Consider the following 13,543-nt stretch of genomic DNA (forward strand, 5'->3'; position numbering starts at 1 on the left):
TGAGATAACAATCCACCCATTATTACGAATTTGCTCAGCACAATGCTATTGTGCCACTTTTCAGACATACTAATCCCTCAGTAAGGCCACTTTCTTTAAAAACTTAAGCGGCTTTCTTTTTTTCTTTGGCCAATCGTTGTCGTTCCATATCTCGTTTAATTGCGCCCACTTTTTGTATGTTCCTTGATAATACAGCCAGTGCGGTATAGCGTTCAAAACCATCAATTCCATGGTCCCGACATTGACTCAATCCATGAACCTGCAATGCATTAATGGCCGACTCAACAGCTGAGTGTTTCTTTTTGGCCTGTTTAAATTCTTCGGCATATTCACGTTCCTTATCCTTGAGGGATAACTTCCCTTTTTTCGGCAAAGTCACTTCATCAAGTATCTCTTTCAGCCCACTTTGATTGCTCTTGCTATGAAAGCCTTTGTCAAAACTACACGCATTGAACGCTGGAAATTTCGCTTGTGTCGCTTCAACCATACCTATGGCTATTTTATCATCCGTTTCTTTTTGCATGACCTTATGATGCAGTATGAATCCGTGGTAGTCTTCAACTATACAGACGCGTATACCTAATTCAACGGGAACCCCTGCCTTGCCTTTGCTAATCTATTCGGTATGTGGCTGAAACAGGGAAAATACTTTTTCATCATGAGGGATGGTTTCTCCCTCAATCACGCGTCGTCTGATCTGATCGACTTGTCGATCGCCATGCTGGAGAAAGGTTTGCATCTTAAGCAATAGGACTTCTGGAACCTTATAGGTGCTTATTAATAACGCATAACTTTGAGTGACTCGGTTCAGGTACTTTTGAGCTAAATCAATATAAACCTGATGTGCGTTACAAATCAAATCGGCCTGAGCCCGTTTTTTCTTTTCGTCCTTCGAGGTGGAATGACGCAGCTTTTGAATCCGTCTATATTGTCGTTTGAATTCAGTGAGGTTATGTTTATGCTGCCGCCAATCGGGAAGGTCGTGTTCCTGGCACCAGTAAACACACTGACGGAATAAGACCCTCATCACATCGTAAAGCAAGTTAATGTCGGTTGGAAAGTGAACATCGGTTTTTAAGACAAATGAATCGCAACGCCCCTGAATGGATGCAGTGGACTCTAAATTAAGCAACTGATAACCCGAGCGAATGACTTCAGTATTAATGCGATCCATGATCTCAGGTGTAAATAACTTTAGATTATCTCTTAGGGTTTGTAAGCGATAGTTTTTGTCATCAAAAGTACCGTGCCCTAGCATCATTCTGAGCGTTCGATGTTCGTTGGCGAGTTCCTGGATACGATCGAAGTCAGCACCGAGTGCTACCCGTAAGGTGCCTAATACCAGAATACGCCACTGTTCCATGCCGGGACGACCTTTATTTGATGAGACGGCAGCTGTTTCATCACTGCCTTTTTTGTTCTTGCGCGGGATGACTTCTTGAAGAATTTTGAAAACAGCTTCTTTTAAAGGGCCAGTTGTATAGATGTGTTGCAAGCCCAGCAGGATGAGTGGAATATCATCGCGTGATGTGACATCAATGACGATGTTGGCAATATCGACTTGTCCTATTTCCAGTTGTGATGATATGACATTTCTCATGGTTTTTTTTGCGGCGAAGTTTTGCTAATAGAGGGCTGGAATTAAAGGTTCGGTATTTGCCAATGCACTTTCTGGGTAAAAAGACCTATTTAAAAACAGTGACTTATCTGTTTTGTATGAAAAATACTAAAATGGCGGTTTTTGAATCTTCAATCCTTTTATTAGCTGTTATTATAGCATAGTTAGCTGATTTTAAAGGGAATTTAGTTATTTCCGTTCAAGCACTATATAGCAAAATACCGCTAAATATACTCAAACAACCAACTGAAACGAAGCATACTGATAAAGCATAAACCTCCAATACCCGCTTGTTCATTTCACACCACCCTCATTACCGTATTTGAGTAATATCATTTAACTATTTTTAAACATAACTATATCCTTATCAAGCACATTTACCTGCCTTTTTAAACATCAGGTCAATTATCCCTGATAAGCCAATACTAACCTGCAATTCAGGCAGATCTGATGACTAATACCTTAACCCAGAGTCTAATTACTAGAACTAGATATGTCAATTTTACAAAAACCGCAAACCGACTGGGCTAACCAACAGCCACATACCGACGATTCACTTCCCCCCAATCTATATGATCCATAAACTTTGCTATATATCCAGCCTTGTTATTTTTATAATCTAGATAGTAAGCATGCTCGTAAACATCGATAACCAACAACGGAGTTGCCATCCACAATACCCCTGTAGCATGTTTATCACTGACTATATTGTAGAGCTTAGCATTAAGCGGGTCATAGGCCAGCACTGCCCAGCCAGATGCGGCTTTGGCGCTGGCCTGGAAGTCTTCTGCCCATTTATCCATTGAGCCGAATCTTTTTTCTATTGCTGCGCGAATTTCTGCTTTTGCCTGATTAGTTTTGAGCGCCATTCCATCGAAGTACAGTTCATGTAGTAAAACACTATTGGCTTTCTTTGTTCTAGCACGCTGAATTGCTCCATAGGCGCTGGAATCTATTGTAGTCCCTGTCATTATGCTTGATTGAAGCTTGTCGTCAGCAGCAATATAGCCACGCAACGCGCCGCCATAGTGTGCTGTGTAATGCGGTGCTATTTGCTCAGCACTCAGGAACCCTGGAATTGATGGGTAAGATAATGGTTTGGGCTGCCCGGTCACTAAACCAGTGCTTGTGGTTGGCTGCTGATCACCGGCTTTGACTAACCCAGGAATCAGCATGGCTCCTACTGCTGCAGTTGTTGATGTACGGAGAAACTGCCGGCGTGAGTATTTATTCATTAGTATTTCCTATCTGTGAAGTTTGTCAGATTAATCCCAATCAATCGGTAAATCAGGATTGATTTAAGACTAAGGCAACTTGGAAGCGAGATCTTTAGTCCCGCATGGAAATGGCGGGACTAAAGATCCCGCTTCCATTACTTGCTGTAGACTTTATTTCGTGCACATTCTTAGCGAGTAATGCAGCATAAGAATGAATGAATAACAAAACAACGCGCTTATTTTAGATAATCTACGCCGATCCCGCGCACTTTATCTTCATGATGGTAGTACTTATATTTAGGCAAAGCCTCGATGCCATGACAATCCACACAGAAAGTTTTCTCTACACCTTTATGACGTAAGTAACTATTGGTGATATCGCCTTCAATATTTTCCTGCTTTTTATAATTCAGGACAGGGTAATTTTTCTCTTCGGGATTTTTAACCGGCTTCCAGCTATGTGGATCATGACAGGTGATACAGGCTATCACACCCAGTTCTTCTATCTCTTCGTGCTCCTTCTCCAATAGCGGCATGACTTTTTCATCAGAGCGTAACACCATATCCTGGTATGGGTGGCCATAAAACTCGATTTCTTTGTCTTTACCTATGCCTTCTTTTTGATGGCAGTTCATACACATTTCATCGACCTTTAGGCCAGGCGCTGTTTTATCCCGGTCTTTAACTTCAGACTCTACGACAGCTGACAAAAAGATATTTTTTTCCTCACCACGGTGCAGTGTATGACATGAACCACAGACACCCGATTGATGTGGCGTTTCTTCTTGCTGGTTTTCTGTTTCATCCGTAGTCACACGAAAGTCATGATCAGTCCCTACGACGCGTTGCTTACCAGCATGGCAGTTTTCACACAGTTTGCCGTTTTTATGATCCTGTAATAATGCCGGTGTATTTGGCTTTCCTGAATGGACGGCATGGCAACTTAAACAACCGATTTTTTTAACATCCACGCCTTCAATTTTTATCGCTTCATCCAGTTCCAGATTCATGGGATGTATGCCTTTTTTGGCCGCTTCGTCTTCATCCTTGGCATGCTGGCGCTCATGACAAGCAATACATAATTTCTCGGCATCCTTGATTTTGTCCGGATATAAAGCGGTATCCAGAGTGCCATCATGGACACTATGACAACTGGCACATTGCACGGTCTTTACTTTCTCGCCCCGAAATTCAACCGGCTCTTCCAGTTCAACATTAACTGGATGCACGCCTGCCTTACGAGCGGCTTTTTTATCTTTAGGTGCTTGACGTTTGTGACAACTGGCACAGAGTTCACTGCTTTCATCTGTCTGCGTCAGAAGGTTTTTTGTAGCCCCTTCATGTACCTGATGACAAGACTGACAGCCAATAGCATCATTTTCCAGTAGCACACCCCCGCCTGCTTGCAATACTTTTGGTAAGCCTTTTTGTAAATGCGGATCATCGGTGGATAAGTGCTGCCCCTTTTGGGGGGGCTTCAACATTTTCACACCCAAAGGATGGTTGGTACCAAATTTTTTGGCATCTTCTCGACCAGAGTCTTTAGGGAGATGGAAAGAAATAATCATCCAGAACAACCAGGAGAAATGGTCAAAAACCATTTCTCCAACGATGGCATTCGGTCAACAAACTGATAATACGTCTTCATTGCTTTTTTACCTACCTTTACTCCTGTTTCATATATTTTTTCTGTTAATTTAACAATAGGTGCTTTGCCATTGTAGGTCATACTTTTGGCAAATTTTAAAGTTGTTTCAACTGTATCCATTATGTCGCCACTAATATGATTTTCATAGGCTCCCCATACTCGTTCAATTGGGTTATATTTACTATGATAAGGAGGGTAGTAGGCCAGTTTTATCTTTATGTTGCTTTTTTCAGCAAACTCCACAAGCCTTTTTATAAACTGAGTTCTGGAGCTACTGTTCTCCATACCATTGTCAGCGTTAATTGTCAGAATATCTACTCCATATTTTTCTTGAATTTCTGGCCAAATTTCTTCCAATCGGTCAACGATGAAATCACTGCTGGCATAGCCTGCTGTAAAGAAAAGGAAAAAATCATCATGTTCAGGCAGATAAAAACCAAAAGGAGTTAACTTTTCCTTAACATCTAAATCATGATCCTCTGCTTTTGTTAAAACCCGATTTCGTCCTCCCCGTGAAAAATTTCCTATATTCATTCTTGCTTTGGCATCAATTGATATACGAATCTCTTTTGGGTTGATATCTGCCATTCCATTGACTGAATGAACTTGTTCAAAAATTGCATCCGTTTCCTTGATTTTCTTATGAGGCTTTGTTTTTTGTACCTTTTTTGGATGGTAACTCAGGTCATTTAATTTTGTATTGATAGTTTTTGAGCAAGGTAATGTTTTTTCATCGTAATAATCAATCTCCAGTAAACGTTTTCTAACTTCTTTAGCCGTTAGCCGGGTATATAATCGACAGGAATTAAAAGAGGGATCCGTTTGACACTCCGGTTCAGCAATTTTTTTTATGTCATCAAGTAGATGAGGAAAATGCTCTTCACTTTTATTACGCCCTCTCGCTGAAAAATTATCTTCTATGGGCTGAGTTTCAAGTTCATATTGTCCTTTTCGGATAGTGCCTCTATTCCATCCTAGTTTTTCTTCAGCAATACTTGCACCACCTGAGCCTAGTAGCTCCACCGTTTCAGCCATGAATATACGACGTACCGAGCCTTTTAAACGATGGGCTGTATTTATAATCCAACCTATAATGCTATCTGTTAATATCAACAAGCTTATCTGCCTAGTGTGAGAATAAATTCAGAATTCATTATTATAAATTATTGAGACACAAGCTTACTTCGTTTGGATGATTATTTCTTTCCATCTCCCTTAGCATTTGATTCATGGCAGGCTTCACACTGCGCACTGCCATAGTCAGCTCCACGTAACCAGGCATTATGGTTTTCTACATACAGGGTAGGCTGATCTTCATTATCACTATGTGGCGTATGGCAACTGGTGCAATTCAAGTCATTCTTTTTACTATGCGGATAGACTTCGGGGATTTCATCCTCACGCAGTGGCTTTTTATAATAATCCTGTTTTTTCTTCTCCGGGTCATACACGGTAGGGTGCTGATCACCAAAGGGTATAGCCTGCCTGGAATCCAGTACCGCGCCATGATGACAGCTATAACACATATTCAGCGCCCCTACGGGTAGTACATCCTGACTATCACGTAGCGTGTCATTATCATCCTCATTACCCCAAGTATAATGACAGATAACGCACTTTTTGCGTGATATGTCCTTACCATCTGCCGGAATATGCTTTAAAGCCTGATAGCCCAACTCAATTTTTTGCACCTTATGCGCCTGAGCATCAACCACATACAAATAGCCCGAAGGATGGTAATACAATCGAGTAGGCGTTAAAAATTTAACTTCATGCCCCGAACTATCCAGCAATAAACCCAGGAATCTTCCATGCTTATAAATACTGATAGTTCCCAGATAGCTATCGCTGACATACTGAAAATCCAGCGCATCAAATACATTACCATTCGGGCGATACATACGGTGCATAGATAGACGGCCGGTCTGAGAATAATATTTGCCACTACGATCAAAGACCTGCACTCTGGCATTAAGTACATCCACTACATTCAAATAGCCATCCCGATCCAGAGAAAGTTGAAACGGATACTCAAACTGCCCCTCCATTTCACCGCGCTCACCCATGCAGTGTTTCTGTTTACCACTGGGTAGTTCAAGATAACAGATGCGATGCCAGCGCCGATCGGCATAGATTAATTCATCGTCTTTAATCAATAGAGCAACGGGTTCTGGTAATGCCGTTGAGATTTCAACCGGGACTTTATTGTTAGGCTTATCAGCGTCTTTAGGATCCAGTTTTGATACCGGTGGCGGCGGGGCGTTTAATTTTATATCGCTCAGCCACTTACCTTGTAGCGTAAAGCGTCTGATTCGGTGCTGAAGTGAGTCTGCGATATACAACACGTTTTTATCAATAGCCAGAGCCATAGCTCGATTAAAACTGTGTTCAGTTTGGGCGGTATTAATCTCACGGATAAATTGGGCCTGCGCAGAGAAAACCAGCACGCGTGAATTCATGGCATCCAGAACATACACCTGGCCTAGCCCATCAGTTGTGATATCACTAGGCTGATTATAGTTAGCTGCTAGTTCAATCATTTTCCTGGCAACGGGGATTTGCTGTACCGCTGCTTCTGCTGTGTTGAGTCCGCAAAGAAAAATCAGGCAAGTCGCCATCATGGCGGGCTGAAGCCACGCCCTACAGAAAATACTAGATATCATTTTAACAGGCTCTGAATCCGGATACGTTGTTCCTCATCTTTATAACGACTAAAGAACTGAGTGACAATATTATTCTCAATTTTATTCGCCTGATAATCTGACGCGCCCAGTTCAGTCAAATTTAGTAACGCATCTTCATCGGTATGGCAAGCCTGACACTTCGGACCTTTTTCCGACAAGGGTGCATGAATTAATGCTCTACGCTGTATTTTTTCAGGGCTTATACCTTCCTGCAACCAGATGTTTTTGGTTTCCTCGGCAAAGGCTGCATTTTTACGCAGACCGACAGATTTGCCTTGATAAAAGGGGGTGATTTTTACAAAGGGATTAATAATGCGCGCCTCTTTTACCGGGGCTACATTTTTTGCCAATAGACCTGGTATTTGTTTCACCGGCTTTACAGTCTGTCGAAACAAATCCGGTTGTGCAATGACTAAACTGGCATCTCTAGTATCTTGCCACTGGTAACTTAAAGCGACACCTTCAGGACGAAAATGGCAGGTTTCACAGGCTACATATTGAGTATGCATATTCATAAAAGTACGGGTACGTAAACTTTTAGTATGCGGCGGTGTTAAATGACAGGTGGTACAAAAACTATTGCCTAATGAGTCATCCACCTTGCCGCGCTTATGAAAAGGCGGGACTTCTAACTCGCCACGCAAAGTAATTTTTTTATACTCGTCCAGTAACTTTTTTGTTTCTTGTACCTGCTCATCGGTCAATTGGGTGTTTTTTAAGGTTTGCAAATACAAGCCTTCGGCCCATACAACACTGGTGATACTGCTAAGCAGCATAAGCAATAATACGCGACTAACCATGCTAGGCTCCTTTATTATCTTGATCGCCATTAGGCTTTTGTTGCTCGGTCTTTGCTTCGTCTGAGGTCTCCGATTTTTGTTGACCCTGTTCTGCTGCCTGGACTGCAAAATCTAATTTATCAGTAACAGACTTTTGTACATCCTCTGTCGGCACTTGTTTTTCCTCAGTATCGGTAGCTACTTGTTCCGTTTCCTTATTAGGCTCCGTTTTTGTTGTAACTACCGGCAGCTCAGTGCTTGGCTTTTCTACCTTCTTAGGACGAGGCTTAGACGCTTTATTTGCTGTTGCTGTTTTTGCAGCTGCTTTACGTTTCGCCTTGGATTTTCGGCCAATCATAACTCGCTCAAAGCGATCTCCACCGACTATAGGGATAATTTTCTTAGCATGCCGATAAAACAGCCACCAAACCAAACTTCCCAGCATAAACACCAACCCACCTAGCATTAACGGCCAGCTACTCCAGAACCAGTTGGATTTGAGTAGATCATCAATTTGAAATGGTTTATCCACTTTCGATAAGTCAACTAAGGACACGGCATGCATATCAGTCATCGTAAAGCCTTCATTACCCGGTTTTTTTGCATAACCGTGGCAGTTTGACTGGCCACAGGTTTCAGGTAAATTATCTGGGTGCGAAGCAGACTCAGGGTCGGTAAAGGAGCGGATTTCATGCTTCCAGCCTTCCGGGGCATGGCAGTCGATACACGAAGCTCCCCAGGCTGAATCATCTGCAATCAAACGCCCATGCAGGGTTTTTGCGTAACTATCGGCACTATGAATAAAGCGCTCACTCGGTGGGTACTTTTCTTTTGTTTCCGGGTCTTCCTGTTCGACATCGCGCATTTTTTCATTGTCGCCATGACAATCAATACACATCTGATTATTTTCCTGATTATTCCAGCGCCGACCGACCAGACGCCTTAAAATATGTCCGCCAAATTGCCCCATCCATGCCTGACCTTGATGGCAATTACCACATTCTGTTTCCGCATGATCAAAGTCTGCCTTGAACTTTTCTAGCTGTGTTTCAGCGATATACAGCGTATTACTATGACAGCGTCGACAGGAAGGATCTTGCTCGGTTTCGATTTCTTCCAGCCGGTTTCCGCCGGTGAGACCTTTAAACCAGCCCCCGCCATGAACCGACTTATCGAGTTCTTCATGAATCACATTATGCGAATACTTAACCCCTTCCGACGGTTCTTCTATATGACAGGATTCACTACAATCGGCTTCGGTATTTTCTACTTCGTGAGGATAGTCAACTACTTCTCGATGACAATCTTTACAGGGCACACTACCGTGCAGGGAACTAGCATAATGGCTACGGTCAATAGTCGAACTACGCATAACGCCATTTTCGTCTATATAATTCAGACCTGAATACGCATGACAGGATAGACACCCATCGGGGTCGCTATATCGGGGATTAGCCAGAGCATTAAAGCTACCTAGCAATAACACAGTTAATAATAAATAACGCAACATCTTTAATATCTACCCTAATCCCAGCCTGTTATAAAAATGAACCCACAATAACAATAGATATTACGGTCAATATTATCATCGCATTGATTACACTCAGCGTGCTAATAGCCGGTCCTCGTGATGCCACGCCCGCTACAGCATCTACTTTATTAGTATCGAAACTCACGGCTTGCCAATCAGGTACCGGTAAAATTTCAGTATTCTTTTTAACCCTTTTAGGGTCGTTGATCGCATGTCTTGGTGGCGTTGTCCATGCCAGAGCATTCCAGTCACAGACATCAACACATTCATGACAAGACATGCAGGATACTTGATCTACAACGGCAATTTTATCAACCATTTTAATAGCGCCACACATACAATCCCGTGCGCAAATATTACAGCCGGTAAGTACTTACGCAAAATTAATTTAACGAAAAAAGGTGTCATAATAAACAATTATTTTGCTGACTCTAAATGTTTGTGCTCTATATAAAACACCTACTCCCAGAAGAAATTACTGCTTTAAATGTGATGCATAAAAACCATCCACTTCATTTAAGTAGAAGTCGAGCTCATGCTATTTTATTAAGTTTCAAAGAGCATTCTGTTCCCATGATTTGTTCTATTTATAACGTATGCCGCCAAACTGTTTCCACTTGGTTTTCTAACTGGGAAAAGAATGGAATCGATGGATTGGTTGACTGTCAGGGAAGAGGACGGCGAGGTATTTTAACTGAAAAACAACAAATAAGCTTAGTCCAGAGAGTTGAAAAATCTCCTAGATCATTAAAATCAGTACTAGCAAAATTTGAAGAAGATCTAGGCATTTCAGTTAGCATTGATACTATAAAACGTATTTGTAAACAAGCTGATCTTGTTTGGAAACGAGTTAGAAAATCCTTAAGGATAAAGCGTAATCAAGATAAATTTGATTTGGCAACCGATGAAATAAAAGAATTAATACAACAACATAAAGAGAATGAACTTGATTTGTGCTACTTTGATGAGTCGGGGTTTACACTAGAACCCTGTGTTCCTTATGCTTGGCAACAGTCAGGTGAGACGATTGAAATACCAAGCTCAAACAGCAAGCGTCTTAATGTATTAGGTTTTGTTAACAGAGATTGCAGGTTTGATTCTTTTGTTTTTGAAGGGAGTGTAAACACTTCGGTTGTTGTGGCTTGTATTGATGAATTTGCTAAACAGATTAAAAAACCAACAACTCTTATTATTGATAATGCATCGACTCATACGAGTAATGAATTTAATGAAAACCTTGAAAGGTGGAAAGAAAAAAACCTATCCATTTACCGTATACCGCCATACTCACCCGAGTTAAATATTATCGAGATTATATGGCGTAAAATAAAATACGAATGGCTTCCTTTTTCAGCTTATGAATCCTATGCCTCTCTTCAGGAAGAATTATTTAAGGTGCTGTCTAATATTGGAAAGAATTACAAAGTAGAGTTTGCATAAAAGGTTAAATTAATTTTGCATGGGTACTTACAACGCTCCTTGGCGACTCTGATACGATGCGCAAAAGGCAAGTTTGCCGCAATACGATTAACCAGGCCATCTGCCGCGCCAATAGGACACATAAACTGGCAATAAGCCCGTCCTTTACTGGCAAAAACTCCGAGTAATAACAACAGGCCAAGATTGACTAAGCCCACGCTAGACACCAGAAAAACTATACCTCGATATTCGCCGCTCATCGCTTCGATTAAACGAGGTATGGTGATGAAATTACATAAACTACAAGCGCTAATACCCAGAGCAGGCATTGCCACCAGGAAAAATCCAAAATAGCCGTAGCGAATCTGAATCTGAGGTAATGAACGAAATTCAATTTTCCAGCGATCATTCAACATGCGCGAACTAAGTTCTGCCAGACCACCTACAGGGCATAAATAGCCACACCACATGCGCCCATAAAACAAGGTCGTTAATAAAATCAAGCTGAATGCTATCACTCCAATTGTAGCGGCATTCACATGCACAAAAAAGTCATCCCAGGTCATTCCAGGAAAGTATAAATAGAAGCGGCGCATACACAAACTACCACACAAATCATCACTACCAACTAGTTGCGGTAAAAAGGCCAGGGGCCCCAACATGCTTGCACTGGCAAGAATTATCATAAAATATCGATACTTCTGTACTTTAGGTATTGCTGTTAATTTATCAATAACTTGCATAGCTATTCCTTTTTTTGTTTTTATTAATCTTTAAAGTCATGACAAACTAGACACAGTTGGCCATCTTTTGCAGGTAAGCGTAATAATGCTTCCTGTGTAATTCGTTGATAGGAGAACTGCACTTGCATCTTGTGCTGCTCATTAAACTCTTGTAAACGTACCGCTTTATCTGCAGAAAACACCTTATCCCAGGGGTGCTCCTGGTACTCAATTCCTTTATCCAGGTCTTCTATTTTGACCTGTTTTCCTGCGGGTTTTTCCGGGTCAATCACGCCATATTGGTGCGGCGTATGACAACTAACACACATAACTTCTTGCTTATCGCTAAGCGGTATCAGGATATTCAATTCCTCGCTATGCTTTTTAATACGGTCCAGCATTTCCTGCTGTGCTGGTTCAACCTGATGTTCTACCGCATTAAAATGTGGATCTTTTAAATGACAGCCATAACAAACCTGTTCTATGGGCAAGCGTAACTTCACTTCTGAAATCTTCAGGTCTTTATCTCTATCCAGCACTTCTTCATGACAAAAAGTACAGTTCTTTTTTTTAATCTCGCCTTGCTCATCTAGCATGACGTGAATATTGTCTCGCTGGGTCTTTTCTTCATCATGACAGCGATAACAAAACCCGGTAATTCGCCTATAGCTACCACCCACTAAAAAATCCGCTGAACTCCTATCGACATCCTCAACTGGCGTTTTATCGATATCTTTTAAGCCATGACAAGTGGCACAGATTAATTCACCCTCTTCGCCTAGCTTAAATTTTTCAGGTACATCTATCGCTTTAGAAGGTTTAACACCAACGATATGATGAAATGGTGGTAACTCAGGCTTTTCATCGGCCTGCACCAAAGTAGCTAAAAACAACAGTAATATATAGCCAGCAATACGCAGTAGCATCGTTACAACCCCGTTTGCACAGCCATACCGTGGGTATGACATTCAGTACAGGAACCGCTCACCCTGTGTACGCCATTCAGGCCATTGCCGGTATCTTCTTCAGTATCTTCTACTGCTGTTTCAGACTCATGACAGATAACGCAATGCTGTGCATAATTTCCAGATTCGACATCGGCAAAAACAGGTTGTTCGCGCAATTCCGGATTCAATAAGAACGCCCCCGTATCACTGCGATCCATAATTAACTTGTCATTATGCGTACCATGCATCACATGACAATCGGTACATTCTACTAAGGTGCCATATTCATAAGCGCTATCTCGCATACCTGCATAGGTACGCTCACCACTGCCTTTGGGAATCCCATGCTTATCTATAAATTTATAATTTATATCCATCCTCACTAAAGGATCATTGGGAAAACGTTCAGACATTTCATAACCTGGTTGTTGCTTATTCTGGTTATGACAACGCAGACAAAAATCAGTCTGGTTGCGATACGGCAAATCCAGATCGCCTTGATCCACGTAATGCGTTAAATCCACATTAACTTCAAACTCACCGTCCATATCCGAGCTATCATGACAAGCAATACACTGCTCATCGCTTAAAATACTGTCTTCATCTACGTTAAAATTATGGTTTTTAATATCATCCATAATTGGGCTTGCTGGTAATAAATCATCGTTATGGCAAAGCACACACTGCCTTTCTACTTGTGTACCATTCTGACCATGACAACCGGTACAACCGGCATAACCTGTTTGTAAAACAATATCGCGTATAGGTACAGCTTCTTCTGTCTGATGAATATTACGTCTGACATGACAAGCCTTACAATCACCCTGCCCCCAGGCACTACCATCGCCACCATGAGTTTTAGTCAGTAATATCTGATTGTCAGCAAGGGAAACCTCACGTGCATAAAGCGCCTGGCTTCCTAGTAGCAAGCTGGCTAACAAAAAAATACCAGAAAATATGTGAAGAAATTTATACATA

Annotated in this window: 11 protein-coding genes and 1 pseudogene; 1 reads left to right on the plus strand and 11 read right to left on the minus strand. The window is 41.7% G+C overall.

The window, feature by feature from the left end; translation table 11 throughout:
• Window positions 1-103: 103 nt before the first annotated feature.
• From ACQY3F_RS14315 to ACQY3F_RS14350, 8 genes and pseudogenes are all read right to left on the minus strand, one after another.
• Window positions 104-1,600, minus strand: a pseudogene (locus ACQY3F_RS14315) (ISNCY family transposase).
• Between the two features lie 545 nt (window positions 1,601-2,145).
• Window positions 2,146-2,853 carry a superoxide dismutase gene (locus tag ACQY3F_RS14320; RefSeq protein ID WP_428355584.1) on the minus strand — a complete coding sequence of 236 codons (708 nt, stop codon included), beginning with the start codon at window positions 2,851-2,853 and terminating at the stop codon, window positions 2,146-2,148.
• Between the two features lie 218 nt (window positions 2,854-3,071).
• Window positions 3,072-4,403 (minus strand): cytochrome c3 family protein, encoded by a 1,332-nt coding sequence (locus ACQY3F_RS14325; protein WP_428355585.1) that lies wholly within the window; start codon window positions 4,401-4,403, stop codon window positions 3,072-3,074.
• Window positions 4,400-5,596, minus strand: coding sequence for an ISAzo13 family transposase (locus ACQY3F_RS14330; protein WP_428352931.1), 1,197 nt, complete (start codon window positions 5,594-5,596; stop codon window positions 4,400-4,402). Before ACQY3F_RS14330 ends, ACQY3F_RS14325 begins: the two co-directional genes overlap by 4 nt.
• An 83-nt stretch (window positions 5,597-5,679) precedes the next feature.
• Window positions 5,680-7,023 (minus strand): NHL repeat-containing protein, encoded by a 1,344-nt coding sequence (locus tag ACQY3F_RS14335; protein ID WP_428355587.1) that lies wholly within the window; start codon window positions 7,021-7,023, stop codon window positions 5,680-5,682.
• Window positions 7,024-7,142: 119 nt separating this feature from the next.
• A complete protein-coding gene (locus ACQY3F_RS14340; RefSeq protein ID WP_428355588.1) occupies window positions 7,143-7,967 on the minus strand; it encodes a multiheme c-type cytochrome in 825 nt (274 codons plus the stop codon).
• Between the two features lies 1 nt (window position 7,968).
• A complete protein-coding gene (locus ACQY3F_RS14345) occupies window positions 7,969-9,456 on the minus strand; it encodes a hypothetical protein (protein ID WP_428355589.1) in 1,488 nt (495 codons plus the stop codon).
• A gap of 28 nt (window positions 9,457-9,484) precedes the next feature.
• The gene (locus ACQY3F_RS14350) at window positions 9,485-9,796 is read right to left on the minus strand and encodes a hypothetical protein (RefSeq protein ID WP_428355591.1); all 312 of its coding nucleotides are present in this window, start codon (window positions 9,794-9,796) and stop codon (window positions 9,485-9,487) included.
• A 116-nt stretch (window positions 9,797-9,912) separates the two neighbouring features.
• Between ACQY3F_RS14350 and ACQY3F_RS14355 the strand changes: the two genes are divergently transcribed.
• Window positions 9,913-10,917 carry an IS630 family transposase gene (locus ACQY3F_RS14355; protein WP_428353111.1) on the plus strand — a complete coding sequence of 335 codons (1,005 nt, stop codon included), beginning with the start codon at window positions 9,913-9,915 and terminating at the stop codon, window positions 10,915-10,917.
• On the opposite strand, the gene ACQY3F_RS14360 is transcribed toward ACQY3F_RS14355, so the two are convergent.
• The 3 genes from ACQY3F_RS14360 to ACQY3F_RS14370 are packed head-to-tail and all read right to left on the minus strand — an operon-like array spanning window position 10,896 to window position 13,542.
• A complete protein-coding gene (locus tag ACQY3F_RS14360; protein ID WP_428355592.1) occupies window positions 10,896-11,639 on the minus strand; it encodes a 4Fe-4S binding protein in 744 nt (247 codons plus the stop codon). The two genes, ACQY3F_RS14355 and ACQY3F_RS14360, sit on opposite strands and share 22 nt — an antisense overlap.
• 23 nt (window positions 11,640-11,662) lie before the next feature.
• A complete protein-coding gene (locus ACQY3F_RS14365; RefSeq protein ID WP_428355593.1) occupies window positions 11,663-12,544 on the minus strand; it encodes a hypothetical protein in 882 nt (293 codons plus the stop codon).
• 2 nt (window positions 12,545-12,546) lie between these two features.
• A complete protein-coding gene (locus ACQY3F_RS14370; protein ID WP_428355594.1) occupies window positions 12,547-13,542 on the minus strand; it encodes a multiheme c-type cytochrome in 996 nt (331 codons plus the stop codon).
• Window position 13,543 lies beyond the last annotated feature (1 nt).

This window comes from Methyloprofundus sp. (assembly GCF_965251085.1).
Taxonomy (GTDB): domain Bacteria; phylum Pseudomonadota; class Gammaproteobacteria; order Methylococcales; family Methylomonadaceae; genus Methyloprofundus.